This is a genomic window from Mesorhizobium sp. BR1-1-15 (assembly GCF_020165475.1).
GTDB lineage: Bacteria > Pseudomonadota > Alphaproteobacteria > Rhizobiales > Rhizobiaceae > Mesorhizobium.
Map to the genome: position 1 here is coordinate 188228 of NZ_JAIUIF010000003.1, position 25963 is coordinate 214190.

Here is a 25963-nt window from a genome sequence, read left to right on the forward strand (position 1 = left end):
GAAGGAAGAGTGCTACTCCGCCGCCCGGTCCGCCGGATACGGCGTCCTGATCAGGATCGCCATGCCTATGGCCAGGAACAGGATGATAACCGCCATGCCGAGCCGCGCCGAATCGCTCACCGCCGTGATGGTCGCCACCAGGAACGGCGCCAGGAAACTGGTCGCGCGCCCGGCCAGCGCATAGATGCCGAAATAGCGGCCGGATTCCGACGCCGTGACGCTGCGCGCCATATAGGACCGCGATGACGCCTGCACCGGCCCGAAGGCGAGCCCGATCAGCAATCCATAGAGGATGTAGGCCTTTTCCGCGGCGGTGCCGAACAGGCCCCCGGAATCGGTGGTCGAGAGCTGGACAAGCCCGAGCAGCGTGAAGCCGGGGCCGGTCGAGACGACGCCGATGGTAGCGATCGAAAGCATGACCAGCGCGATCATCACCACCGCCTTGGAGCCGAGCGCGGTGTCGAGCCGCGCGGCGATCCAGCAGCCGAAGATGGCGACGACGTTGAGGATGATGCCGAACATGCCGATTTCGGTGATCGACCAGTGGAACATGCCGGCAGCGAACGTGCCGCCGAGCGCCAGCAGCGCGTTGACGCCGTCCTGATAGATCATGCGGGCGACGAGGAAGCGGAAGATGCCGCCGCGCCTGCGCACCTCGGCCAGGGTCGACTTCAGCTCCGACAGGCCTTCGCGCACCGCAGGCTTGATCGGGATGCCTTTGATGGCATCGGGAGTGAAGAGGAACATCGGCAGGATGAACAGGAAATACCAGCCGGCCGACAGCGGCCCGGTGGCGCGGGCATCCTCGCCGAGCTTCGGGTCCAGCCCGAACAGCGGGTCGAGGCCGATGATGGTCTTGCCGGTCTCCTGCGATCCGGCCAGGAACAGCACGACGAAGATCAGCGCGATCATACCGCCGAGATAGCCAAGCCCCCAGGCCATGTTGGAGATGCGGCCGATCTCGCTCTTCGGCACCAGGCGCGGCATCATGGAATCGTTGAAGACGGTGGAGAATTCAGCCGCCACCGAGGCCAGCGAGAACAATGCCACGATCAGGAACAGGTTCGAGCCGGGCGCGGCGAGCCACAGCAGCGCCAGGCTGGCGATCTTGATCGCCGCGAAGAAGGCGATCCACGGCTTGCGCGGCCCGGTCTGGTCGGCGATCGAACCGAGGATCGGCGACAGCACGGCGATGACCAGTCCGGCCGCGGCGATGCCGTAGCCCCAGACGGCCTGGCCGGTGGTCGGATCGCTGGCCATGCGCGAAACGAAATAGGGGCCGAAGATGAAGGTGGTGACGACCGTGAAGAAGGGCTGCGCCGCCCAGTCGAACAACATCCACCCCCAGATGCCGCGCCCGGACGCCCGCTGCACTGCTACTTCGGCCATGTCCCCTCCGGTCGCCTTCGTTTCGTTGGGCGGTTCACCCCATGTCTGCATGTTTTCCGCTGGTCATGCAAACGAACACGAGTCGCGCGGCCGTTCTTTGGCTTACCCGCCTTCATTCCGACGAGAGCAAGGGCGCCGACCCTAGCTCCCCCCTTGTGGGAGGTCGGACCGAAGGTCCGGGTGGGCGTCCGGCGCCGCCCCTCCCGCTGCTTCGCAGGGCCCCCCCGCCTGGGAAGGGTAAGTCAGGCGATGGCTCACATCCCTGTCAGATCGCTCATCAGGCCCGATGCCACCGACAGCCGCGACACGGTGATGTCGCCGCCCTCGGTCAGCGCCTGCAGCCGTTCGCGGGTGCGGCCGATCCTCTCCCCGCCGGCCTCCAGCGACGCCGCCACCGGGTCGGCTGCCCCGGCGTGGTTCACGAGTGCCGCCACCGCGATGCCGCGCCGCGCGGTCCCGATCGTGTCGGTGGCGCGCGACAGGGCGAGCTGGTCGTAATAGTCCGCCGGTGTGATGGAGCGGGCCGCCTCCTCGACGCGCGGAATACGGAAGGCGTCGCTGACCGCGAAGAAGGCCTTCGCCGCGGCGACGATGTCGGCGCCTGCCGTTCGCGCCGTCAGCGCGATGTCGGGGATCAGCTCCGCCACATCGGCCAGCGCCAGTTGCGCTGCCAGCCTGTCCGGCGCCCCGGCCTTGACCAGTCCATGCCGCTTCTCGTCGATCCGTTCGCGCGAATAATCGGGGAGCAGCGAAACGAGTTTCGGCTCCAGCGCCTTGCGGGCCTCCTGCAATTCGGCGATGCGCTGGGCAAGCGGCGCCGTGCCGGCGTGGTTCTTCAAGTACCAGCCGCTGGTCACGTAGATCAGCCGGCTGACCGCCTGGTAGAGATCGAGCTGCATCTGGCCGTCGATCTGATTGTCGAGCGCGTCGATCTCGCGGTAAAGCGCCGGCAAGGCAAAGCCGTCGCGCACCACGGCGAAGGTGCGCACCACGTCGGCGACGGTGCGCCCCGTCGCTTCCCGCAACCGGTTGCCGAAGGAGGGACCGCCGCGGTTGACCAGCTCATTGGCGACGACGCGGGCGATGATCTCGCGGCGCAGGCGATGGCCGTGGATCTCGGCGGCATATTTCTTCGCCATCCGGTCGGGGAAATAACCCATCAGGTCGCGGTCGAAATGCGGCTCGTCAGGCACGTCGCTTGCGACGATGTCGGAAAACAGCACGATCTTGGCATAGGCGAGCAGCACGCCGAGCTCGGCCCTGGTCAGCGGCTCGCCGCGCGCCTCGCGCTCGGCAAGGACCGCCGGCGAAGGCAACGTCTCGACCGTGCGGTCGAGCAGGCCGCGCGCTTCCAGCGCCGACATGAAGCGGGCCTGGTGGGCGATGTCGGCGAGGCCGCGCTTGCGGGCGATGGAGAGCGCCAGCGTCTGCTGGTAGTTGTTGGACAGGACCAGCTCGCCGACCTCGCCGGTCATCTCGGCGAGAAGCTTGTCGCGCGCAGGCCGGGTCAACGACCCTTTGCGCATGGCGGACGCCAGCGCGATCTTGATATTGACCTCGACATCGGAACAGTTGACCCCGCCCGAATTGTCGATGGCGTCGGAATTGCAACGCCCGCCATTCATGCCGAATTCGATGCGCGCGCGCTGCGTCACCCCGAGATTGGCGCCCTCGCCGATCACCTTGGCGCGCACGTCGAGCGCGGTGATGCGGACGGCGTCGTTGGCGCGATCACCGACCTCGGCGTTGGTCTCGGTCGAGGCCCGCAAATACGTGCCGATGCCGCCGAACCACAAGAGGTCGACGGGCGCCTTGAGGATGGCGCTCATGATCTCGACCGGCGTGGCGGTCGTCTTGTTGAGGCCGATCGCAGCAGCAGCGGCGGCCGGCAAGGTGATCGATTTCTGGCCGCGCGAGACGATGACGCCGCCCTCGGAGAGCTTGCTCTTGTCGTAGTCCTGCCAGCTCGAACGGGGAAGAGCGAACATGCGCTGGCGCTCGGCCATCGATGCCGCCATGTCGGGATCGGGATCGATGAAGATGTCGCGGTGGTCGAAGGCTGCGATCAGCCTTGTCTTCGGTGACAACAGCATGCCGTTGCCGAACACGTCGCCCGACATGTCACCCACCCCGACGACGGAGAAGGGCGTGGTCTGGATGTCGCGGTTCATCTCGCGGAAATGCCGCTTGACCGCCTCCCACGCGCCCTTGGCGGTGATGCCCATCTTCTTGTGGTCGTACCCGGCCGAACCGCCGCTGGCGAAGGCATCGTCAAGCCAGAAGCCATGGCTTTCACTGATGGCGTTGGCGGTGTCCGAGAAAGTTGCCGTGCCCTTGTCGGCGGCAACGACGAAATAGGGATCGTCCTGGTCGCGCCTGACAACGCCGGCCGGCGGGATGACGCCGTCGAGGCCGATATTGTCGGTGATCGACAAAAGGCTGGAAACGAAGTTCTTGTAGGCCGATGTGCCGGCTTCGAAGATGGCGTCGCGGCCGGCGCTCATCGGCAGCTTCTTCGGATAGAACCCGCCCTTGGCGCCGACCGGCACGATGACCGCGTTCTTGACCTGCTGTGCCTTGACCAGGCCGAGCACCTCGGTGCGGTAATCCTGGGCGCGGTCCGACCAGCGCAGGCCGCCGCGCGCCACCGGACCGAAGCGCAGATGCACGCCCTCGACCTCAGAGCCGTAGACGAAGATTTCCCGCCACGGTCGCGGCTCGGGCAATCCGTCGACCGAACGCGAATCGAGTTTGATCGCCAGCGACTGGCCCTTGGCTTTCGTATCGGCAACGAAATGATTGGTGCGCAGCGAGGCTTCGATGAGATTGAGGTAGCGGCGGATGATGGCGTCGTCGTCGATGTTGGGAACGTCTTCCAGCGCGTCCCTGATCTTGGCCTTGAGATGCTTTGCCGCCACCACGCCTTCCGTCTCGGCTGTCGGGCCGAGCCGGGCGATGAACAGCGCGTGCAGGCCGCGTGCGATCTCGGGATAGCGGTTGAGGGCCGCGGCGATGAAATCCTGGCTCTGCGGAATTCCGGCCTGCTGCAAATACCGCCCATAGGCGCGCAGGATGGTGATTTCGCCCGACCACAGGCCGGCGGTCTGGGCAAGGCCGTTGTAGCCGTCATTGTCGACGTCGCCGCGCCACACCGACAGGAACGCGTCCTCGAACAGCGCGCCGCCATTGCTGAGGTCGATCGGCTTTCCGTAGCTGTTCTCCAGCTCCATGTCGTGGATGAAGACGGTGCCGGGCTGATCACTATTGATCATGCCGGGCTGATCCCTATTGCCGGCCTTGTCGTCGCCGACCTCGAAGGTGCGCTCGCTGATGACGCGGAAGCCGATATTTTCCAGCACCGGAACGCGCCGCGACAGCGCCACGGGGCTGCCATGGTGATAGATTTTCAGCGCCGCCTGGTGCGGCTTCTGCTCGGCATGGCGATAGTAATCGATGGCGATCGGATTGCTGGCGCTGATCTTGGCGATACGCCCGGCATCGACCAGCGCCACACCGGCGCTGAAGGAGTCCCGGTAGCTTTCCGGAAATCGTGCCGCGATCCTCTTCAGCGCCGGGTCGCTGCCGCTGGTTTCCGCCGCCTCGGAAAGGGCGTCCTCCCAGGTGCGCACGATGTCGCGGATCGCCGCCTCGATCGTTGCCTGTTCGACCTTCGGCGTCTTGCCGCCGGAGCGGCCGATGATGAAATGCACGCGCGCCAGCCCGCCTTCCGGGAAGGCCGGGTAGTAGGCCGACAGTCGGCCTTCGAACACCGTCTTGAGGTAGGTGCCGACCTTCTCGCGCACGACGCTGTCGTAACGGTCGCGCGGCACGAAGACGAGGATGGAGACGAAGCGGTCGAACTGGTCGGCGCGCACAAGTGCCCGCACGCGCGGCCTCTCGACGAGGCCCAGAATGGCCGCGGCATGCTTCCTCAGGATCGGCACCGGTACCTGGAACAGCTCGTCGCGCGGATAGCTCTCCAGCACGTTGATCAGCGCCTTGCCGGAGTGGTCGTGCCGGTCGAAACCGGATTTGGCGATGACGGTTTCGGCCTTCGACCTGAGATAGGGGATCTTCATCACCGAGCGCGTGTAGGCGGTCGATGTGAACAGGCCGACAATGCGCAGTTCGCCCGCCAGAGCGCCCTTGGCGGTGTAGGTCTTGATGCCGATATAATCGAGATAGATGCGCCGGTGCACGGAAGACTTGGCATTGGCCTTGGTGACGATCAGCGGCTCCGGCCCATGCAGGAAGGCTCGGATCTCCGGCGTTGTCGTCACTGCTTCGGTGCCGCGCCGCAGCACCAGCACGTCCAGGTCGGACAATATGCCCAGGCCAGGCTTGTCGGCACGCTCCAGCGTGCCGCTTTCCTCGCCGCCGATATATGTGAATTCGCGCATGCCGAGGAAAGTGAAATTGTCGTCGCGCAGCCACTCCAGGAAGGCGATCGCCTCGGCCACGCTCTTCTTGTCCAGGGGTACCGCCGAATAGCGGAATTCCGAGATCGCCTGGTCGAGGCGGGCCAGCATCGGCTTCCAGTCGCTGACGGCTGAATGGACCTGGCCGAGTATCTTGCGCAGCCGCTCGGCCAAGCCGTTCGCCTGCTCCGGGGTCAGCCGGGGAATATGGACGTGAATGACGCTCAGCCGGTCGTGGCTGCCGTCGTCCCTGGCGAAATTGCCGTCGCCGAGAATTTCCTCGACGCCGTCCTTGCCATGGCGGACGGTGATGACGGGGTGGGTGACCAGGGTCGGCTCGCCGGCACTCTCGGTGATCTCGCCGAGTATGGAATCGAACAGGAAAGGCATATTGTCGTTGACGACGGTGACGATCGTGACAGGTCGGCCCTCGCGAACGACGCCGGAATCGGTATCGACGGCGACGGCGCACGCGCCCTTCTTGTGACCGGCGACCGCGCGGCCGGCGAGATCCGCGGCGCGTTCGAGGTCCGCCACCTCATAGGCGGCAATGTCTTCCGCCGGCGCGCGGGCGAGCAGGTAGTCGGCAAGCCTGGCTGGCCTTTCCTGCGTCTTCGGCATCGCCGTGGCTTTCTTCTTCGACCTGCTCGCCGATTTCACGCTGGCCATGACGCTTCTTTCCTCCCGTCGTATGCTTTTGCGGACTATGTAGCAGATGACCGCTATTTGGCGACAAAGGTTTGACGGCGTGCCAAGAATTATCGCAATTCGGCGGCAGCCGGCGACAAACGAGGAGGAATGCCCATGACCGACAAGATCACCGCGCTCGATCTCGCCGCCGCTGAGCTGAGCGATGCGACCAGGACCTATTTCACCAAATGCGAGGAGAAGCTCGGCCTGGTCCCCAACGTGTTGCGCGCCTATGCCTTCGACGACAAGAAGCTGCGTGCCTTCACCGACATGTACAATGATCTGATGCTGGGTGATTCAGGCCTGTCGAAGCTGGAGCGCGAGATGATCGCGGTCGCTGTCTCCTCCATCAACCATTGCTACTACTGCTTGACGGCGCATGGCGCCGCCGTGCGGCAGCTGTCGGGCGACCCTTCGCTCGGCGAGATGATGGTAATGAATTTCCGCGCCGCCGATCTTTCATCGAAGCAGCTCGCGATGCTGGAATTCGCGGTCAAGCTGACAGAGGAGCCGGCCAAGATCGTCGAAGCCGACCGCGCGGCCCTGCGTATGGCCGGCTTCACCGATCGCGACATTTGGGACATCGCCTCCACGGCCGCCTTCTTCAACATGTCGAACCGGGTGGCGGCGGCAATCGATATGCGCCCGAACTCCGAGTACCACGCCATGGCAAGGTGACGAGCAGGCTACCTGCTCATATATTAGCCACCTCTCATTCTCATTGCTTGTTTGCCGGTTTGGTCCGATGATCGCCGGGCGGCATGACCGCATGCCGGTTCGATGCCGCCGACAAGGGAGGAGAACATGGCGAAATTTCTCTATGTCTATCACGGCTCCGGCAAGATGCCGACCGAGGAGGCCGAACGCAAAGCCGCGATGGATGCCTGGAACGGCTGGTACGGCAAGCTCGGCTCGGCCGTGGTTGACGGCGGCAATCCGGTCGGCATGTCGAAGACGGTGCTGCCCGACGGCAAGGTCGAGAACAATGGCGGCAGCAACCCGACCGCCGGCTACACGATCGTGGAAGCCAGGGACATCGACGATGCCGTCGCTAAGGCCAGGGATTGCCCGATCCTGACGAACCCGGCCTTCAGCGTCGAGATCGCGCCGATCGTCGAAATGATGTGACGGTCACGAGCGCGCCGCGATCGCCGCGGCTGCACCGGCCATGGTGGTGGCGCTGACGCGGTTGGCAATTCTCATGGCGCGCTTGCTCTTCAGGAGCTTGCGCGCCTGGGCGGCGGCAAGCACCCAGGCAAGGTCGATGATAACAAGCACCACCGCCATGGTCGCCGTCAGCTCGATCCAGCCAACCACCGTCACCGAAGCAAGGTCGATGATGGTCGGCAGCAAGGCCAGGTAGAACATCATGATCTTGGGGTTGCCGAGCGTCACGGCCATGCCGGCGAAGAACAGTTTGCCGGGCGAGTCCTCGCGCGGCATCTCGCCTTCATTCGCTTCGACAGGCGCGGTCCACATCTTCCAGGCGAGGTAAGCGAGATAGGCGACGCCGACCCATTTGACGATGACGAAAGCGAAATGGAAAGTCTGCGCCACCACCGCCAGCCCGAACACGGCCAGCGACAGCCAGATGCCCTCGCCGATCCACATGGCGAGCAGGAACGGGAACACGTCGCGAAATCCTTTGGCGATGACGCGGGCGACGAGTGCCGCGATCGAAGGACCCGGCGAACCGGCGGCCACGAAGAGCGCGCCGGCGAAGATCAGGAGCGAGGTGAGATGCATGGTGAGGATCTCGGCTTGAAAACCTTCAATGCCAGACATTAGCAATGCCAGACATTAGCGCAAGCGATCGAGCTTCGGTAGCATCAACATGCTTGCCGGCCCGGCATCTCGCGGCTAGATAGATCGCCGCGAAACAATTTCGAGCTTCAGTTTGCCTACGTAACCGCCGGTCTCGTCAACTCCCCCGACACAATGCATGGCGCCGCCACAACGGTGCCTTTTCCATTTCATGTGTTCCTCTGGGCGGCGGTTCGAGACCGGTTTGGCACTGCTGAACCGCTGTCGCATGCGCCGCGACGCCTGATCCCAAGAACCGCAGCCTACCGCCACGCCGTGCCCGCCTGGGCATCTCGACATCGCCGACCTGATGAACTTCCCGATGGGAAGGGCTTATCGGCATGTCTTCTATTCTGCGCATCCGCTGGACGGTCGCGCCTCAAATCGCACCACGTCCCCTCACCACCTGCAATCGCTGCGGCGGCATCAAAGCCTATCGCAGCAGCGGAAAGTTCCGCGTCAACGCCAACGGCAAGCGCATTGACGCCTGGCTGATTTATCGTTGTATCAACTGCGACAATTCCTGGAATTTCGGCATTTTTGAGCGCCGCAACCGCCGCGACATCGAGCCGGCGCTGCTGCGGGCGCTGGAGAGCAACGATGCAGCACTTGCCCGGCGCCATGCATTCGATGTGACCGCACTGCGCGGCCAGGTGGGGCGTGTCGAGGAGTTTCCCGACGTCGACGTGCACAAGACGGCGCTTGGCGGGACAAGCGAAGCTGCAAGCGTGCTGGAGCTCCGGCTCGGGCTCGAAATGCCGATATCGCTGCGGCTCGATCGTTTGCTCGCCAACGAACTCGGCATCTCACGGTCGCGTCTTCAAGCCCTGGAGGAGAAAGGCCTGTTGGTTGTCGATTGCGACGGGGCCAAGGCTTTGCGCAAGCCGGCACGCGACGGGACGACGGTCCGCGTCGATCTGGCCGGCAAACCCGACCGGCAGGCCATCATATCTGCCGCCAGGGGATGAACGGCAGAGGGGCGAAGCACCTGGTGCTCCGCCCCTCCCGGATACGATCAGAAAGCAGAAATTACGCGGCGCCGACGGCCTTGGACGATTTCTCGAAGCGCTTGCGCTCGTTGGGATCCAGATAAAGCTTGCGCAGGCGGATGGTCTTCGGTGTCACCTCGACCAGCTCGTCGTCCTGGATCCAGGCCAGCGCGCGCTCCAACGTCATGCGGATCGGCGGTGTCAGCTTGACCGCCTCGTCCTTGCCGGCGGCGCGGATGTTGGTCAGCTTCTTGCCCTTCAGCACGTTCACTTCCAGGTCGTTGTCGCGGGAGTGGATGCCGATGATCATGCCCTGATAGACCTTGACGCCCGGATCGATGACCATCGGGCCACGATCCTCCAGGTTCCACATGGCGTAGGCGACGGACTCGCCCTGCTCGTTGGAGATCAGCACGCCGTTGGTGCGGCCGGGCAGTTCGCCCTTATAGGGCTCATAGGCATGGAACAGCCGGTTCATCACGGCGGTGCCGCGCGTGTCGGTCAAGAGTTCCGACTGGTAGCCGATCAGGCCGCGCGTCGGCGCGTGGAAGACGAGGCGCTGGCGGTTGCCGCCGGAGGGGCGCAATTCGACCATCTCGGCCTTGCGCTCGGACATTTTTTGCACGACGACACCGGCATGCTCCTCGTCGACGTCGATGACGACTTCCTCGACCGGCTCCAGCAATTCGCCGTTCTCGCCCTTCTGCATGACCACGCGCGGCCGCGACACGGCGATTTCAAAGCCCTCGCGGCGCATGGTCTCGATCAGCACGGCAAGCTGCAATTCGCCACGGCCCGACACGAAGAAGGAATCCTTGTCAGGCGATTCCTCGATCTTGAGCGCGACATTGCCCTCGGCTTCGCGCAGCAGGCGGTCGCGGATGACGCGGCTGGTCACCTTGTCGCCTTCCGTGCCGGCCAGCGGCGAATCGTTGACGAGGAAAGACATGGTCACGGTCGGCGGATCGATCGGCTGCGCGTGCAGCGGCTCGCTCACGCTTAGGTCGCAGAACGTGTCGGCGACGGTGCCTTTGGACAGGCCGGCAATGGCCACGATGTCGCCCGCCTGCGCTTCCTCGATCGGCTGGCGCTCGAGGCCGCGGAAGGCCAGTATCTTGGAAATGCGGCCGGTTTCGATCTGGGTGCCGTCATGATGCAGCACCTTGACCGCCTGGTTGGCCTTCAGCGTGCCGCTCTCGATGCGGCCGGTGATGATACGGCCGAGGAACGGATTGGCTTCCAGGATGGTGCCGATCATGCGGAACGGGCCGGGATGCACGGTCGGCGCGGGCACATGCTTGAGGACGAGGTCGAACAGCGGCGACAGGCCCTGGTCCTTGGGACCTTCCGGATTTTCCGAGACCCAGCCGTCGCGCCCCGAACCATAAAGGATCGGGAAGTCGAGCTGCTCGTCGGTGGCGTCGAGCGCGGCAAACAGGTCGAACACCTCGTTGACCACCTCGACATGGCGGGCGTCCGGCCGGTCGATCTTGTTGATGACGACGATGGGCTTCAAGCCGACCTTGAGCGCCTTGCCGACGACGAACTTGGTCTGCGGCATCGGGCCTTCGGCGGCGTCGACCAGCACGATCGCCGAATCCACCATCGACAGGATGCGCTCGACCTCACCGCCGAAATCGGCGTGGCCGGGGGTGTCGACGATGTTGACGCGGGTGCCCTTCCAGTCGACCGAGGTCGCCTTGGCCAGGATGGTGATGCCGCGTTCCTTTTCGAGGTCGTTGGAATCCATGGCGCGTTCGGCGACGCGCTGATTGTCGCGGAAGGCGCCGGATTGTTTCAGAAGCTGGTCGACAAGGGTGGTCTTTCCATGGTCGACGTGCGCGATGATCGCGATATTGCGGAGGTTCATGATCTGGTCTCGGGAGCGTTGCAGGCAGCAGGCCAAAAGGCGCCGCCTCTTTCATGTTGCGCGGCTCATACAGGGTTTTTCGCATTTGCGAAAGAGGAAGCGCGACACCAAATAATCATCAAATCTTAAGCATCGCCATGTGAAATGGTTTTGTTAACCAAGGCGGGAACCTTTTGCGGGCCCGGGCAGTTCGAACACCATGACCAACGCAGTCGTCAAATTTCGGCCGATTCTCGCAACTGCGGCTCTCGCCGTGCTGCTGGCTGCCGGCGCCGCTCAATCCGCGGCGACGCTCAAGGAAGCGCGGCCCGCTCTGCCGAGCGATATCCCGAGCGCCGAACAGGTCTTTGCGGATGCGCCCGATGGCGTCGATCCGGTGGTGACGGGGCCGGTCAGCGCGGCCTTCAAGCAAAGGCAGCAAAGCGCCAACTGCGATAGCGCGGTTTGGCCCAACGTTCCGATAGTCTGCTATCCCGACTGATCGGCTGCGCGCCGTTGGCGAAGCTGCCGATCTCCCCCTTATTGAAAGATCGCCAATCTGACCGACGGCCCCTCGTCCGAAGGCGCACTACGCCGCCTGCGGCTCCGGGTCGAACGCCGGCCGGCTGGTGTTGATCAGGAGCGAGATACAGGCGGCGGCAATCGCGGTCATGCCGGCGATCAGGAAGGCCAGTTCGTAATTGCCTTGCAGTTCGCGCATGGTGCCGCCGAAGAAGGCGGCGGTTGCCGCGCCCACCTGATGGCCCGCGACGATCCAGCCGAACACGATCGGGCCGCTGCGGTCGCCGAAGGCTTCATTGGCGAGCCGCAGCGTCGGCGGCACGGTGGCGATCCAGTCGAGACCGTAAAGCACGGCGAAGATGATCAGACTAGTCGCCGAAAAGCCGGAATAGGGCAGATAGATCAGCGAAAGGCCGCGGATTGCATAATAGACGCCGAGCAGCTTGCGCGGATCGAAACGGTCGGTGAGCCAGCCCGACAGCGTGGTGCCGATCAGGTCGAAAATGCCCATCATCGACAACAGGCCAGCCGCCTGCACCTCGTTGATGCCCATATCGCCGCAAAATGCGATGAGATGCGTGCCGACCAGCCCGTTGGTGGTGAAACCGCAGACGAAGAAGGTGGCGAACAGGTACCAGAAGACGCGCGTGCCGGCGGCGCGGCGCAGCGTGGTCAGCGTGTGGGTCAGGAAATTGCCTTGTGCCGCCGGCGGTACCGGCGGCACGTCATCGGCTTCCGCGCCATAGCGCACCATGCCGATCGATGCCGGGCGTTCCGGCACCAGCAGCAGCACCAGCGGCACGAGACAGGCCGTTGCGACGGAGATGGCGGTGACGACGGGCTTCCAGCCGCCCGACTGCGCCAGCGAGGCCAGCAGCGGCAGGAAGACCAGCAGACCGGTGGCGCTGGAGGCCGACATCAAGCCCATGACGAGGCCGCGGTTGGTCTTGAACCAGCGGTTGACGATGGTGGCGCCGAGCACGGTGGCGACCGCGCCGGAGCCGACGCCGGAAAACACGCCCCAGGTAATCAGCAGATGCCATGGCTTGGTCATCAGCAGGCTGAGCGCGGTGGAGGCCGACATCACGACAAGCGCGGCAAGCAGCGTGCGCCGCAGCCCGATCCGCTCCATCAGCGCGGCGGCAAACGGCCCGGTCAGGCCGTAGAGGAAGATGCCGACCGCGGCAGCCAGCGACACCACGTCGCGCCGCCAGCCGAAACTTTCCTCCAGCGGCAGCATCATGACGGCTGGCGCGGAGCGCAAGCCGGCCGCGATCAGCAGGCAGAGAAAGATGACGGCGACCACGACGAAAGCGTAGCGCTGGCCAAACGGACGGGATTGAGCTAGCATGTTACTGACCGGTACGTTGCAGGGTGGAAACATGTATACGTACCGATCGGTAACAGTGTCAACCGAGACCGCGAATGCCACCAGACAATAAAATTGAACCGTCCATCAGCAGCGCTCACGCGTCGGCTCCGCCAAAGGCGGCGGAAAAGATACTCGGCGTGGCGCGCGATCTGTTTTACCGGCAAGGCATCAGGGCAATTGGCGTCGATGAGATCGTCAGGCGCGCAGGGGTCACCAAGCCCAGCCTCTATCGCAGCTTTCCCTCCAAGGACGAATTGGCCGCCTCTTATCTGCGCCGATACGACCTCGAATTCTGGGAACGCTTCGACGAGGCGGTGAACGCCCATCCCGGCGATCCGCGCGCGCAAATCCGAGCCTTCCTGACCCGCGTCGGCAAGCGCACGCAGAAGCCTGACTATCGCGGCTGCGGCATGACCAATGCGGCCGTAGAATATCCCGAGCGCGGCCATCCGGCGCGCGTGGTGAGCGAGGACAACAAGCAGGAACTGCGCCGCCGCCTGCGCGCCATGGCCGCCGCGATGAATGCCGCCGACGCCGACACGCTGGGCGACGGTCTGCTGCTTCTGATCGAAGGCGCCTATATCAGCGGCCAGTTGTTCGGCGCCGGTGGCCCGGCGGCGTCGGTGGCGATCAACGCCGATCTGCTGATCGAGGCGAGCTTGAAGAAATAGTGTTTGGCGATAGGCTGCTGCGACCTTCAACGGAGATGTCCGCGATGCGCAGCCTGGTTCTTCCGCTCGTTCTCGCCAGCGTCTGCCGGGCAGCCCATGCCGGCGAGATATCGAGCGCCTACACCGATCTCGACTGGAAGAACGACTGCGTCACCTATGCGCAGGCCGGGGACGGTGATGGCGACTGGGCCGACCTCGCCTGTTCGGGCTATCGTGGCTATCCGGTGCTGATCGCCTATGCCGATGCGCGCGAATCGCTGTTTTATGGTTTCCCGCCCGGCGGCGACATGACATCGGTCTGGGAAAGTTTCTCCGGCTTCAATTCCTCAGGCGCCAGGATCGAGTGGCGCATCGAGACCGACGGCGACAAGGCGGTGCCGTTCGCGGTCATTCACCGCCGCTCGATCAGCAATCCGGAAGACGAGAAGAAACCCACCGACGTGCTGCTCGTCTCCAAGGTCGCGCAAATGGATGCGCGCGACGGCTGCACGGTCGCACTGGTGCTGGCTACAGGAAATCCTGCCGCCAACGATCAGGCGCGCAAGCTTGCCGACGAGAAAGCACGGTCCTTCGCCTGCGGCAAGGACCGGCGCACCGTCATCGGCGAGGTGCCGGCTTTCGGGCGCGTCGACAATTGAAGGACAAGCGTTCGCCGCTCGCCGACGTGTCAAATGCTTCTGTTTTCACGCGCCCTCGTCATCACCGTTGAGGAACAGCAATGTCCCGGAGCGCGCGAATCTGCTTGTTGTGGGCTCAGCCGTAGATCTGCTTGTGGACCTGATAAAGCATTTCCGAGCGGTCGGCGCGCATGTCGGCCAGATCGCGGCTGGAGAAGCTGTCGATTTCAGCGACGAGGCGGTTGTAGTTCTTGCGCTTGGCGATGCTGCTGCGGGCGCGGGTCAAGAGGCTGTCGAGGATCATAGCGAGTTTCCTTCTGGGCCGCATTTGGCGGCCGGTTTCTTCCTCCCTTGATCGATACGGAGCATGACATAGGAATAGTGCATCGCAAAAAGAAGATGTTGCAATGCACCATTGCGCTATGTGCATAGCCGGTTAATGGCGCCTGAACGCCACCCCCGGCGCCGGCGCATTGCCCTTCCGTGATGGGAATGCCGGTTCCTGTCGTTTTGTCTTACAAATTGCGGAAATGTCATCGCCGCCGACCTTGCCATATCGATCTCCTGCTGGCTTGATCGCCGCCGGATTGCCAACGTTACCGGGAGGAAAGAATGGCCGCCGCCGACTACGAAATTCTCGATCCGCGTTTTGCGCGGCTGTTCAACGGCAATGCGCAAGTGGATAAGCTCTTCACCGGCTGCCGATGGGCGGAAGGGCCGGCCTGGTTCGCCGCCGGCCGCTATGTCGTCTGGTCCGACATCCCGAACAACCGCATGATGCGTTACGACGAGACCGACGGCAGCGTCAGCGTGTTTCGGCAGCCATGCGGCAATTCCAACGGCAACACCGTCGACCGGCAGGGCCGGCTGGTGACCTGCGAGCATTCGGGGCGCCGCGTCAGCCGCACCGAGTTCGACGGGTCGGTCACCACCATTGCCGCCAAATGGAAGGGCAAGCGGCTGAATTCGCCCAATGACGTGGTGGTCAAGTCGGACGGCTCGATCTGGTTCACCGATCCAACCTACGGCATCGACACCGATTACGAGGGCGACAGGGCCGAGAGCGAGATCGGCGCCTGCCATGTCTACCGGGTCGATCCCGGTACCGGCGATGTCGAGGCTGTCATCACCGACATGGTCAGGCCGAACGGGCTCGCTTTCTCGCTCGACGAGAGCAAGCTCTATGTCGTCGACACCGGCCGCACGCATGGCGCGCAGAACCCGGCGCATATGCGGGTATTCAATGTCGGCGAGGGCGGCAAGAAGGTCTCGGGTGAAAAAGTCTTCGCCGACTGCACCGCAGGCCTGTTCGACGGCTTCAGGCTCGACGATGCCGGGCGCATCTGGACCAGCGCCGCCGACGGCATCCATTGCTACGATCCGGACGGAACGCTGATCGGCAAGGTCAAGGTGCCCGAGGTGACGGCCAATTGCGTGTTCGGCGGCGCCAAGCTGAACTGTCTCTACATCGCCGGCACCACCTCGCTCTACATGGTCCGGCTGATGGTGAACGGCGCCAAAACCTACTGAGCTGAATTAAAGGGGAGGACGTCATGCCATTCGTCAACATCCGCATCGTCAAGGAAGTGATCGCCGCCGATCCGGCCGGCAAGAAAGCCGACATCGCCAAAAAAGTCACGGCGGCGATCATGGACGCCACCGGGCTCGGCAATGACGATGTCTGGGTGGTCTTCGAGGAGGTCAACGCCCGCGACTGGTACGTCGGCAAGACCGATGTCGAGACGCTGAGAAAAGGGTAGGCGCTAACGCGCGCGAATGAAATCCGCGAAAGCGGACAACGCATCGCGCATTGCCAACGCGTTCGCCTGCTCCCCCAGGACGGCCTCCACCTCAGCTGGCTTCTTGCCGAGCAGCCCGATCTCCAGCCCGCCGTCATGAAGCGCGAAGGACATGGTGCGCATGATCTCCGCCAATGCGGCGCGGGCATAGAGCGAGCGCGGCGAGGCGTGCACCAGCATGGCCGGCTTGTCGACGGCGGCATCGCGCGACACCAGCCAGTCGAGCGCATTCTTCAGGCCGCCCGGCACGCCATGCGCATATTCCGGGCATGAGATGATGACGCCGTCGGCGGCGGTGACGGCATCGATCAGCCTGGACGCTTCGGACGGTGTCCGCTCACCCTCGTCGTCGGGGTTGAAGATCGGCAGCAGGCCGAGTCCTTCATGGATGGCGACGCGGCAGCCCTCTGGCGCGTTCCACGCCAGTGCCGCGACCAGGGCCGAGTTGGTGGAGGCTGCCCGCAGGCTGCCGGAAATGGCAAGGAGGTTCAGCAAGGCGACGCTCGGACGAATCTTCCGCGCACGCTACCACATCGTCTGCTTGTATTCGTCGTCCAGCCAGCGGTCGGTCGCCTCGGCCGAATCGGCGAGCGCCAGTTGGTCGCGCAGGATCTGACCGAGCGTCGGCAGCGTGGCGCGATCGTGCCAGCTCTCCGGCTTCCAAAGCTCGGAGCGCATGAAGGCCTTGGCGCAATGCATGTAGGCGGCCTTGACGGCGACCACGACGACGCTCTGCGGCTCCTTGCCGTCGACGGCCAGCCGTTCGCGCAAACCCGCGTCGACGGTGATGCGGGCGTCGCCATTGACGCGCAGCGTCTCGTTCATGCCGGGAATGAGGAACAGCAGCCCGACCGACGGGTTGAGCAGGATGTTCTCCAGCGTATCCAGCCGGTTGTTGCCGGGCCGGTCGGGGATGGCGATGGTCCTGTCGTCAAGCACGGCGGCGAATCCTGGCTTGTCGCCTTTGGGTGTCACATCGGCATTGCCTTCGCCGTCGGAGGAGCCGATCAGCACGAAGGGGCTCTTGCCGATGAAGGAGCGGCAATGGCCGTCCAGCGCCTTCAATTCTTTGCGGATCGAACCATCCGTCGGACGCGGCGTCTTGTAGATCGTCCGCAGCTCTTCGCGCGTGGTGACGAATTCCATGGCACTCCCCCCAATTTGCAGGCCTTATTTGCGGGCCTTCTCTTCGCCGCCGGTCTTGTCGTCCAGCGAATGGCGCAGGATCAGCGGCATCTGGCTGAAGGTGAACAGAAGCGTGATCGGCATGATGCCCCAGACCTTGAAGGTAACCCAGGCATCGGTCGAAAAATTCCGCCACACCACCTCGTTGACGAGGGCCAGGAACAGGAAGAACAGACCCCAGCGGAAGGTGAGTTTTCTCCAGCCCTCGGCATCGAGCCTGAAGGCGGAATCGAAGACGTAGCCAAGCAGAGATCTGCCGAAGAACAACCCTCCGAGCAGCACGCCGCCGAACAGCGTGTTGACGATGGTCGGCTTCATCTTGATGAAGATGTCGTCCTGCAGGTAGAGCGTCAACGCGCCGAAGATGAAGACGACGACGCCCGACACCATCGGCATGATCGGCAGGGTGCGGGTGAGTAGCCACGACGCGACCAGCGCGATCGCGGTGGCGGCCATGAACAGGCCGGTGGCGACGAAGATCGGGCCGCCGAATTCAGCCAGCGCCGGGAATTTCTGCGTCAGCCATTCGCCTCGCGCATTGGCGAAAAAGAACACCAGCAGCGGCCCTAGCTCGAGAACGAGCTTGAGCAGCGGGTTGACGCCTTCCTTCTTCTCTTTCTGCGGGTCGGACGGATCGCGTTCGAGAATGGGTGGGTTCATATCTTCCTTCTTACGCACGATCCGGTTGAAGCAACTTCCGGGATCATGCCGTTACGCAACGCCAGCGATCGCCCTGGCGAATTCGCTTGCCGAGAACGGTTCGAGGTCGTCGACCTGTTCGCCGACGCCGATGAAATAGACCGGCAATCTGTGTTTTGCCGCGATCGCCACCAGAATACCGCCACGCGCCGTGCCGTCCAGCTTGGTCATCACCAGGCCGTTGACGCCGGCGATGTTGCGGAAGATCTCCACCTGGTTGAGCGCGTTCTGGCCGGTGGTGGCGTCGACCGTCTGCAGCACGGTGTGCGGGGCTTCCGGATCAAGCTTGCCCAGCACGCGCACGATCTTTTCCAACTCGGCCATCAGCTCGGCCTTGTTTTGCAATCGGCCGGCGGTGTCGATGATCAGCACGTCGGAACCCGCTTCCTTCGCCTTCTCGAAGGCATCGTAGGCGAGGCCGGCGGCATCGGCGCCGAGCTTGGAGGCGATGACCGGCGATTTCGTCCGCTCGCCCCAGATCTTGAGCTGCTCGATGGCGGCGGCTCGGAAGGTGTCGCCGGCGGCCAGCATCACCGACAGGCCGCCATCGGTCAGTTTGGCCGCCAGCTTGCCGATGGTCGTGGTCTTGCCGGTGCCGTTGACGCCGACCACCAGGATGACATGCGGTTTGTGGCTGAGGTCGAGTTCCAGCGGCAGGGCGACGGGGGTCAGCACCTTCTCGACCTCCTGCGCCATCACGGTGCGGACCTCGGCGTCGGAGACATCCTTGCCGTAGCGGCTGGCGGCCAGCGAATCGGTGACGCGCAAGGCCGTCTCCAGCCCGAGATCGGCGCGGATCAGCACGTCCTCCAGATCCTGCAGCGTGTCGTCGTCGAGCTTGCGCTTGGTGAAGACGCCAGCAATGTTGCCCGACAATTCGCGCGAGGAACGGGCAAGCCCGTCCCGCATGCGCTGGAACCAGGAGCGCCGCGGCGCCGGCTCCGGCGCCTTCTGCGGCTCGGCCTTCTGCTCCACTTTTTTGGCGACCGTCACCTTGACGGGAGCGGGCGTGGGCTTCGGCGGCGCGGGAACTGCCTCAGGTTCCGGCGCGATCTCGGCGCGCACAGGCTGCGGCTCGATCGGCGCAGGCTGGCGAATTGGCGGCGAGATTTCGGCGGCAGTTTCGGCACTGGGTGCCAGGTTCTCGACAGGCTGGCGCCCCTCACCCTTACCCTCTCCCCATGAAGGACGGAGAGAGGGAGGCGTTGGCGATGGAACTTCTTCCTTCTCCCCGTCACTATACGGGGAGAAGGCGCCGGCAGGCGGATGAGGGGGGGCGCCGGCCTGTGACGGCTGCGCCGAAGACGGTGTCGTAGGAATCTCGATTGGCGCCGGCGTCTCGACCGGAACTTCGGCGGGCGTCGGTACTTCGGCGGGTGCCGGTTCCGGCAGCTGCTCCGGGCGCGACGGGACAATTTCCGGCTCGGCGGGCGCTGGCGGCGGTACCTCCTGCGGCCGCGGTTCGGGCGCAGGCTCCGGAATGGCCGGAGGTGTCGGAACTTCCTCAGGTGCCGGCGGCTCCGGGCGCTCGGGCGTCGGTGCCGGTTCCTCCTCCGGCCGCGGCTCCGGCAGCGGTTCCGGCTCGGGCGGAACAGTCGGCTCCGGCACCGGCGGAATGGCCGGGGCAGGCTCGGGTGTCGGCTCCTCGGGCGGCGCGGGCTCGACGGGAGGCTGAGCCTGGGTCTCCTCCCGCTTCAGGAATTCCGGAACGGCCTGCTCGGCCGCCGGCTTCAGCGTGTCGAGCTGATCCCATTTGATCGGCGGCAGCGGGGCGGTCTCGTCGACGCGCTCCTCGACGACCTCCTTCTTGCCGAACGAAAATATCTTCTTGAAGAACCCGGCCATCTCTTGCGTTTCTCAGGCGGCGCGGGCGGCAAGCGGGGCCGCGATCAGCCGGGCGCCGTCATGACCGGTGACTGTTGCTTCGACGATCTCGCCCGGCGCGCCGGTGGCGAGCGCGGCGAGCGTAAACCCTTCGGTGCGGCCGAGCCCGTCGCGCTCGATCAGGATCGACTGGCGCGTTCCGGAGAGCGACGACAGATGGCGGCGATATGCGGTCTCGCCGGCGGCGCGCAGGCGGGCTGCCCGCTGCTTGACCACTTCGCGGCGGACCTGCGGCATGCGCGCGGCGGGCGTGCCTTCGCGCGGCGAAAACGGAAAGACGTGCAGGTGGGTCAGCCCGCATTCCTCGACGATCTTTGCCGAATTTTCGAACATCGCCTCCGTCTCGGTCGGGAAGCCGGCGATGATGTCGGCGCCGAAGACGACGTCAGGGCGCAGCTTGCGCACGTCTTCGCAGAAGCGGATCGACTGATCGCGCAGATGCCGACGCTTCATGCGCTTCAAAATCATGTCATCGCCGGATTGCAGCGACAGATGCAGATGCGGCATCAGCCGCGGCTCGGTGGCGATGGCGTCGAGCAAATCGTCGTCGGCCTCGATGGAATCGATGGAGGAGAGGCGCAGGCGCTTCACGTCCGGCACCTGGCGCAGGATGGTCTTCACCAGCCTGCCGAGTTTCGGTGCGCCCGGCAGGTCGGCGCCGAAACTCGTCATGTCGACGCCGGTCAGCACGATCTCGGCATAGCCATTGCCGGTGAGCCGCTTGACCTGTTCGACCACGGCGCCCATCGGCACCGAGCGTGAATTGCCGCGGCCATAGGGGATGATGCAGAAGGTGCAGCGGTGGTCACAGCCATTCTGCACCTGCACGAAGGCGCGTGCCCTGCCCTCGATGGCATCGACCATATGGCCGGCGGTCTCGCGTACGGAGAAGATGTCGTTGACGCGCGCCTTCTCGCTGTCGTTGACACCGAAATCCGGCAGCGCGCGATAGGAATTGGCCTTCAGCTTCTCCTCATTGCCGAGAACGAGATCGACCTCGTCCATGGCAGCGAAATTCTGCGGCTCGGTCTGCGCCGCGCAGCCGGTGACGATGATGCGAGCCTCGGGGTTGTCGCGGCGCGCCTTGCGAATCGCCTGTTTGGCCTGGCGCACCGCCTCACCTGTGACGGCGCAGGTGTTGAAGATGACGGCGCCGCCAGCCAGCCCACCGAGGCCCGCAGTTTCGGCCTCGCGCCGCATCACCTCGGATTCATAGGTGTTCAGCCGGCAGCCGAAGGTCACCAGTTCGATGCGATTGGGGCCCTTCCCCACATCGCCATCCTTGAAAGGAGCGGGCATCAGGCCGCGCTTTCGGTGTCGCGCGCCCAGGCGCCGCTCGAGGGATCGAAGCTGCCGGAAAACTCCCATTCGGCCGCACCGGTCAGGATGACATGGTCGTTTTCAAGCCATTCGACGTGCAGCGAGCCGCCGCCGGGGGTCAGTAGATTGACGCTGCGCCCGGTGCGCCGGGTGCGGGCCGCAGCCACGACGGCGGCGCAGGATGCCGTGCCGCAAGCCTTGGTCAGGCCGGCGCCGCGTTCCCAGGTGCGGATGATCATGCTGTCGGGCGAGGTCACCTGCGCGATGGTGATGTTGGCGCGCTCGGGGAAGATCGGATGGTTTTCGAGCAGCGGTCCGAAGCGGTCGAGTTCGTAGGACCAGACGTCGCGGTCGACCCAGAAGATGGCATGCGGATTGCCCATGGAGACGACCGAGGGCGAATGCAGCACCGGAGCGTCGATCGGCCCGACCTGCAATTCGATCATCCGGGTGTCGCGGAATTCCTCGGCAAGCGGAATGTCCCGCCAGCCGAAGCGCGGCGTGCCCATGTCGACCGAGATCGAGCCGTCGGCATGTTCCTGCGCGTTGAGGATCCCGGCGACGGTCTCGAAGGTGAATGTCTTTTGTCCGGTCTCGGCCGCCAGCGCCTGGACGACGCAGCGCATGCCGTTGCCGCAGGCCTGCGCGCCCGAGCCGTCCGAATTCAATATGTCGATGAAATAGGCCGTACCCGGCGTCCGCGCCTCATGGATCGCCATGATCTGGTCGAATCGCGTCGAGGCATCGGCGTTGAGCGCGATCGCCGCTGTCGGCGTCACCCGGTCGGCACGGCCGCGCATGTCGGCAACGATGATCTCGTTGCCGATGCCGTTCATCTTGGCGAAGGGGGCGGTGCCTGCCATTTCTTCCGGTCATTCCGTACTGTTTGCCGCTATATGGCGGAAAAGGGCGGGAATTACCAGTGCATCGCGCCTTCAGGTGACGGCGAAGACGCCGAGCACGATCAGCAGGAATATGATCAGCACGATACCGATCAGGATGCGCGCGCCGGTGGCCGCCGCACCCGCTAATGCAGGCATGCCGAGCAGGCTCGCAGCGGCGGCGATAATCAGGAGAATGATGATCCATCTGAGCATGGAAATGCCTCGCAAAGCGATAGAAATCGAAGCCCCTTCAACAAACGCGCCGGTGGCGCTCGGGTTCCGCCTGCCGCGGCAGGCCCCGGTCAGAGCGCCGCTTCCTGCGGCACGTCCCAGACCTCGCCCGGCCGCAAGGCGCGAAAACGTTCGCGCGGCAGGCCCTCGGCCTCCAGCGCCTCGTCGAGCTTGCGTGCGGGCTCGTCGATCGGCTCGTCGGTGAGCTGGAACGTGCCCCAATGGCAACCGGCCGCATAGGCGGCGTTGCACAATTTCATGCCTTGCACCGCCTCCTCCGGGTTCTGATGCTGCGAGGCCATGAACCAGCGCGGCTCATAGGCGCCGATCGGCAGGATGGCGAAGCGGAAGCCGCCGTGCTTGTGAGCTATGAGCCGGTAGTTGATGCCATCATGGAAGCCGGTATCGCCCGCGAAATAGATCCGGCCGGCCCGCGTCTCGATGACGAAGCCGGCCCACAGCGCCATGCGCCGGTCGCGTGTGCCGCGCGCCGACCAGTGATGCGCCGGCTCGACATGGACGGCCACGCCATCCCCGATGTCGACCCTGTCGCCCCAGTCATGCGCCGAGAGCCGCATGCCGGGAACCGCCCCGCCAATCAGGACGTCATTGCCGAACGGGGTCACCACCAGCGGGTCGTGCCTGGCCTTGAGCTGCTTCAGCGTCGCGATGTCGAGATGGTCGTAGTGATTGTGACTGATCAGCACGAGATCGATCGGCGGCAGGTCGGCCAGGGCGATGCCCGGCGCGTTGACGCGTTTCGGCCCGACGAAGGAGAACGGCGAGGCCCGCAGCGACCATACCGGATCGGTGAGGATGTTCAGGCCCGCGGTCTGGACCAGCAGCGTGGAATGACCGACCATGGTCACGGTCAGGCCGGCGCCCTCGACACGTGCAGGCGGCTTTGCCTGCGGAAAGGGGCTCGGATTGGTGGCCGGCCATTTCGAGCGTTGGCCATTGAACTGCCATTTCAGCAGATCGGCGAAACGCGCCGGCGGCTGGCCGCCGGGATTGAAGAACAAGATTCCGTCGAAATGATCGCTGGGCGGGCCGTTATAGTAGCGATTGGCGGCTTTCGGTCTCGCAGCCAATTTGCGGCTCCAGCGAATTTCGTCTTGATAGACATAGCCCTTGTGCCGGCTGGCGCAAGCGTTTGCCGGCCGAATGCCAACGGCCCGGGCGGCCGGCTTGAGTAGGATCGGATTGGGGAGGACGATGCCATGGCGATGAAGCGGACCAGGACACCATGGATGAAGGCCGGGGATTTCGGCCGCTCGCTGGCGCGCGGCATCGGCGTCAACCTGCTGGTGAGCGACATGGCGGCCATGGAAGCCTTCTGCCGCGACGTGCTCGGCGCCGATATCATCTATGCCGACGAGGATTTCGCGGCGATCGAGCTGCTGGGCTCGGTGTTCATGCTGCACGCCGACCATTCCTATCTCGACAATGCCATGACAGGGACGATCGCCGGCGCCGAGACACGCGGCGCCGGCATCGAACTGCGCCTTTACGGCGCCAATCCGGATGCGGTCGAGGCCGCCGCGCGCGATCACGGCCACATCGTGCTGGCCGGAGCGATCGACAAGCCGCACGGCCTGCGCGAGAGCTATGTCGTCGGACCGGACGGCTATATATTCGTGCCGAGCGCTCCGCTGGCCGGATGATAGCGACAAATTTGCAACAATTCTTGGCGCAAACCCTATTTTAACCATATCGGGTTGAAATTTCGCCACCTTCTCCATCTTGGTGGAGGGCGACATTGTGCGGACGGCAGCCCCGCCGGATCCGACGGAGGTTGAAATGACTTTTTCGAAAACAGCCCTGGTGGCCGTATCGCTGGCGGCGCTCGTTGCGAGCGGCTGCTCAACCTCACGGTTTTCCTCGATGGACGACCAGCAGCCGGCGCCGCTGCAGCCGGCGCCGTCCGGTCAGGTGACGGCCAACCAGTTGCCGCCCCCGGCCTCCCCCGGCACCACGGATCCTTCGCAATTCCCGACCGCCCCGCAGAACAGCCAGGTCGCCTCCTTGCCGCCGGACGGTTCGGCGCCGGCGGGTGCGCCGGACCTGACCGCGGCCAGTGTCGCCGGCGTATGGAACGCCAGCGTTTCCGGCCAGAGCTGCAAGGTGGCGACGCCGCAGACCAAATTCGGCGCCGGTTTCCGCGCCGGACCGCTGCATTGCCCGGCGCCGATCGACGGCATCAAGTCATGGAACGTCGCCGGCAAGCAGTTGACGCTTTACGATGAGAATGGCGGCACGCTGGCACGGCTCTATTCCTCGGGCGGCTCGAAATTCGACGGCCAGACTTCCAATGGCCTGCCGATCTCGCTTACAAGGTAAGCCAATCCCTCGACAACGACGTGACCTATGCATCTGCGTGACGGCCTCCAGACCCATGTGACCGTCAGGCAGCGTTACGAGCATCTGGTCGACACCGGTGCCATCGAGCGCGATCCGGCGCAGGAGCGGATCGTCACCGCTCTCGACCGGCTGATATCAGAGATTTCGGTGAAGCGGCTGGCGCACAAATCGAGCGCGCTTGGCTGGCTCTTCGCCCGAAGGCGCGAGACGCACGAGGCGGTCAAGGGCCTCTACATCCATGGCGGCGTCGGCCGCGGCAAGACCATGTTGATGGACTTGTTCTTCGAGCTGCTGCCGGTGCGGCGCAAGCGCCGCGTGCATTTCAACGACTTCATGGCCGAGGTGCAGGACCGCATCCAGAAGCACCGGCAGGAGCGCAAGGACGGCACGGTGAGGGAAGACGATCCGATTCCGCCGGTGGCGCGGGCGCTTGCCGAACAGGCCTGGGTACTGTGTTTCGACGAGTTCTCGGTCACCGACATCGCCGATGCGATGATCCTGTCCCGGCTGTTTTCGGCGCTGTTCGCCAGCGGCGTGGTGCTGGTGGCGACGTCGAACGTGGCACCGGAAAATCTCTATCGCGACGGGCTGAACCGTCAGCTTTTCCTGCCCTTCATCGGCATATTGGAACGGCACGCGCAGGTGCTCTCGCTCGATGCCGACAAGGACTATCGGCTGGAAAAGCTTGCCCGTACGCCGGTCTATGTCACGCCCACCGATGCGGCGGCCGATGAGGCGATGGACGCGGCTTGGCAAACGATGACGCGCGGCGCGCCGACGGCCGAGACGTTGCTTGCCGTCAAGGGCCGGCAGCTGGCCGTTCCGCGCGCCGCCGGCGACGCGGCGCGTTTTTCCTTCGCCGATCTGTGCGAGAAGCCACTCGGCGCGCGCGACTATCTGGCCCTTGCCGACCGCTTCTCGACCATCTTTATCGACCACATTCCGGTGCTGGGTGAAGGCCGGCGCAACGAGGCCAAGCGCTTCATCCTGCTGGTCGACACGCTCTACGACCATCACATCAGGCTGGTGGTAAGCGCGGAAGCGCCGCCGCAGCAACTCTATGTGGCCAAGCGCGGCGTCGAGGTGTTCGAGTTCGAACGCACGGCTTCGCGGCTGATCGAGATGCAGAGCCGCGACTGGCTGGAGGATTGGGCGGAGCGGCGGAAGGCGAAGACGACGCCGGAGGCGCGGCAGGCGCCGGCTACGCCGCCTTCGTCCCAGGGCGGAGCGACGCAAAGCGAAGCGCGCACCCTAGGACGAAGATAGGCCGAACTCCTGTC

The 25963-nt window shown here is 64.6% G+C and carries 25 protein-coding genes; 11 read left to right on the forward strand and 14 right to left on the reverse strand.

Annotated features, from left to right (window positions below; translation table 11 throughout):
- Nucleotides 1-12 precede the first annotated feature (12 nt).
- Together LB541_RS07080 and LB541_RS07085 are read right to left on the reverse strand one after the other, a co-directional pair.
- Nucleotides 13-1389 carry an MFS transporter gene (locus LB541_RS07080; protein WP_224618098.1) on the reverse strand — a complete coding sequence of 459 codons (1377 nt, stop codon included), beginning with the start codon at nucleotides 1387-1389 and terminating at the stop codon, nucleotides 13-15.
- 254 nt (nucleotides 1390-1643) lie between these two features.
- Nucleotides 1644-6476 carry an NAD-glutamate dehydrogenase gene (locus LB541_RS07085; RefSeq protein WP_224618099.1) on the reverse strand — a complete coding sequence of 1611 codons (4833 nt, stop codon included), beginning with the start codon at nucleotides 6474-6476 and terminating at the stop codon, nucleotides 1644-1646.
- A 135-nt stretch (nucleotides 6477-6611) separates the two neighbouring features.
- On the opposite strand from LB541_RS07085, the gene LB541_RS07090 reads away from it, so the two are divergent.
- Both LB541_RS07090 and LB541_RS07095 read left to right on the forward strand, forming a co-directional pair.
- A complete protein-coding gene (locus LB541_RS07090; protein ID WP_224618100.1) occupies nucleotides 6612-7175 on the forward strand; it encodes a peroxidase-related enzyme in 564 nt (187 codons plus the stop codon).
- Nucleotides 7176-7301: 126 nt separating this feature from the next.
- On the forward strand, nucleotides 7302-7625 hold the full coding sequence (locus tag LB541_RS07095; protein WP_224618101.1) for a hypothetical protein: 324 nt from the start codon (nucleotides 7302-7304) through the stop codon (nucleotides 7623-7625).
- Between the two features lie 3 nt (nucleotides 7626-7628).
- Here the strand turns inward: LB541_RS07095 and LB541_RS07100 are convergent, their stop codons facing one another.
- The gene (locus LB541_RS07100; protein ID WP_140654890.1) at nucleotides 7629-8243 is read right to left on the reverse strand and encodes a LysE family translocator; all 615 of its coding nucleotides are present in this window, start codon (nucleotides 8241-8243) and stop codon (nucleotides 7629-7631) included.
- A 398-nt stretch (nucleotides 8244-8641) separates the two neighbouring features.
- Between LB541_RS07100 and LB541_RS07105 the strand changes: the two genes are divergently transcribed.
- Nucleotides 8642-9268 carry a DUF1062 domain-containing protein gene (locus LB541_RS07105; protein WP_140492870.1) on the forward strand — a complete coding sequence of 209 codons (627 nt, stop codon included), beginning with the start codon at nucleotides 8642-8644 and terminating at the stop codon, nucleotides 9266-9268.
- Between the two features lie 61 nt (nucleotides 9269-9329).
- On the opposite strand, the gene typA is transcribed toward LB541_RS07105, so the two are convergent.
- Nucleotides 9330-11159, reverse strand: coding sequence for a translational GTPase TypA (typA, locus tag LB541_RS07110; protein WP_140492867.1), 1830 nt, complete (start codon nucleotides 11157-11159; stop codon nucleotides 9330-9332).
- 253 nt (nucleotides 11160-11412) lie between these two features.
- On the opposite strand from typA, the gene LB541_RS07115 reads away from it, so the two are divergent.
- Nucleotides 11413-11640, forward strand: a complete 228-nt coding sequence (locus LB541_RS07115) for a hypothetical protein (RefSeq protein WP_224518939.1) — start codon at nucleotides 11413-11415, stop codon at nucleotides 11638-11640.
- Between the two features lie 87 nt (nucleotides 11641-11727).
- On the opposite strand, the gene LB541_RS07120 is transcribed toward LB541_RS07115, so the two are convergent.
- Complete coding sequence (locus LB541_RS07120) at nucleotides 11728-13011, reverse strand: MFS transporter (protein WP_140880322.1); 1284 nt, start codon at nucleotides 13009-13011, stop codon at nucleotides 11728-11730.
- A gap of 74 nt (nucleotides 13012-13085) precedes the next feature.
- Here LB541_RS07120 and LB541_RS07125 point away from each other — a divergent pair, with 74 nt between their 5' ends.
- Together LB541_RS07125 and LB541_RS07130 are read left to right on the forward strand one after the other, a co-directional pair.
- Entirely contained in the window at nucleotides 13086-13703 is a 618-nt protein-coding gene (locus LB541_RS07125) for a TetR/AcrR family transcriptional regulator (RefSeq protein ID WP_140524978.1), read from the forward strand.
- A 44-nt stretch (nucleotides 13704-13747) separates the two neighbouring features.
- A complete protein-coding gene (locus LB541_RS07130; protein WP_224618102.1) occupies nucleotides 13748-14341 on the forward strand; it encodes a hypothetical protein in 594 nt (197 codons plus the stop codon).
- Nucleotides 14342-14456: 115 nt separating this feature from the next.
- Here the strand turns inward: LB541_RS07130 and LB541_RS07135 are convergent, their stop codons facing one another.
- Entirely contained in the window at nucleotides 14457-14624 is a 168-nt protein-coding gene (locus tag LB541_RS07135; RefSeq protein ID WP_140492852.1) for a hypothetical protein, read from the reverse strand.
- Nucleotides 14625-14932: 308 nt separating this feature from the next.
- Here LB541_RS07135 and LB541_RS07140 point away from each other — a divergent pair, with 308 nt between their 5' ends.
- Entirely contained in the window at nucleotides 14933-15850 is a 918-nt protein-coding gene (locus tag LB541_RS07140; RefSeq protein WP_140518068.1) for an SMP-30/gluconolactonase/LRE family protein, read from the forward strand.
- Nucleotides 15851-15873: 23 nt separating this feature from the next.
- Entirely contained in the window at nucleotides 15874-16080 is a 207-nt protein-coding gene (locus LB541_RS07145; protein ID WP_013892236.1) for a tautomerase family protein, read from the forward strand.
- A 3-nt stretch (nucleotides 16081-16083) separates the two neighbouring features.
- On the opposite strand, the gene LB541_RS07150 is transcribed toward LB541_RS07145, so the two are convergent.
- From LB541_RS07150 to LB541_RS07185, 8 genes are all read right to left on the reverse strand, one after another.
- Nucleotides 16084-16614, reverse strand: a complete 531-nt coding sequence (locus LB541_RS07150) for an NADPH-dependent FMN reductase (protein ID WP_224618103.1) — start codon at nucleotides 16612-16614, stop codon at nucleotides 16084-16086.
- A gap of 30 nt (nucleotides 16615-16644) precedes the next feature.
- Entirely contained in the window at nucleotides 16645-17265 is a 621-nt protein-coding gene (locus tag LB541_RS07155; protein ID WP_140518070.1) for a pyridoxamine 5'-phosphate oxidase family protein, read from the reverse strand.
- Between the two features lie 24 nt (nucleotides 17266-17289).
- Nucleotides 17290-17964 carry a septation protein A gene (locus tag LB541_RS07160; RefSeq protein ID WP_140524974.1) on the reverse strand — a complete coding sequence of 225 codons (675 nt, stop codon included), beginning with the start codon at nucleotides 17962-17964 and terminating at the stop codon, nucleotides 17290-17292.
- A gap of 51 nt (nucleotides 17965-18015) precedes the next feature.
- On the reverse strand, nucleotides 18016-19848 hold the full coding sequence (gene ftsY, locus LB541_RS07165; protein ID WP_224618104.1) for a signal recognition particle-docking protein FtsY: 1833 nt from the start codon (nucleotides 19846-19848) through the stop codon (nucleotides 18016-18018).
- 12 nt (nucleotides 19849-19860) lie between these two features.
- Nucleotides 19861-21186 (reverse strand): tRNA (N(6)-L-threonylcarbamoyladenosine(37)-C(2))-methylthiotransferase MtaB, encoded by a 1326-nt coding sequence (mtaB, locus tag LB541_RS07170; protein WP_140559282.1) that lies wholly within the window; start codon nucleotides 21184-21186, stop codon nucleotides 19861-19863.
- Nucleotides 21186-22070 (reverse strand): diaminopimelate epimerase, encoded by an 885-nt coding sequence (dapF, locus tag LB541_RS07175; RefSeq protein WP_140518073.1) that lies wholly within the window; start codon nucleotides 22068-22070, stop codon nucleotides 21186-21188. The genes mtaB and dapF overlap by 1 nt, the downstream gene beginning before the upstream one ends.
- A gap of 72 nt (nucleotides 22071-22142) precedes the next feature.
- Nucleotides 22143-22304: a DUF1328 family protein gene (locus LB541_RS07180; protein WP_140492827.1), complete on the reverse strand. Its 162-nt coding sequence runs from the start codon at nucleotides 22302-22304 to the stop codon at nucleotides 22143-22145.
- Nucleotides 22305-22393: 89 nt separating this feature from the next.
- Nucleotides 22394-23413, reverse strand: coding sequence for an MBL fold metallo-hydrolase (locus LB541_RS07185; RefSeq protein ID WP_140492824.1), 1020 nt, complete (start codon nucleotides 23411-23413; stop codon nucleotides 22394-22396).
- A gap of 129 nt (nucleotides 23414-23542) precedes the next feature.
- On the opposite strand from LB541_RS07185, the gene LB541_RS07190 reads away from it, so the two are divergent.
- The 3 genes from LB541_RS07190 (at nucleotide 23543) to zapE (ending at nucleotide 25949) form a co-directional block, all read left to right on the forward strand.
- Nucleotides 23543-23986: a VOC family protein gene (locus tag LB541_RS07190; protein WP_140492821.1), complete on the forward strand. Its 444-nt coding sequence runs from the start codon at nucleotides 23543-23545 to the stop codon at nucleotides 23984-23986.
- Nucleotides 23987-24122: 136 nt separating this feature from the next.
- Nucleotides 24123-24662 (forward strand): protease inhibitor Inh/omp19 family protein, encoded by a 540-nt coding sequence (locus LB541_RS07195; RefSeq protein WP_140492818.1) that lies wholly within the window; start codon nucleotides 24123-24125, stop codon nucleotides 24660-24662.
- A gap of 27 nt (nucleotides 24663-24689) precedes the next feature.
- Nucleotides 24690-25949, forward strand: coding sequence for a cell division protein ZapE (zapE, locus tag LB541_RS07200; RefSeq protein WP_224618105.1), 1260 nt, complete (start codon nucleotides 24690-24692; stop codon nucleotides 25947-25949).
- Nucleotides 25950-25963 lie beyond the last annotated feature (14 nt).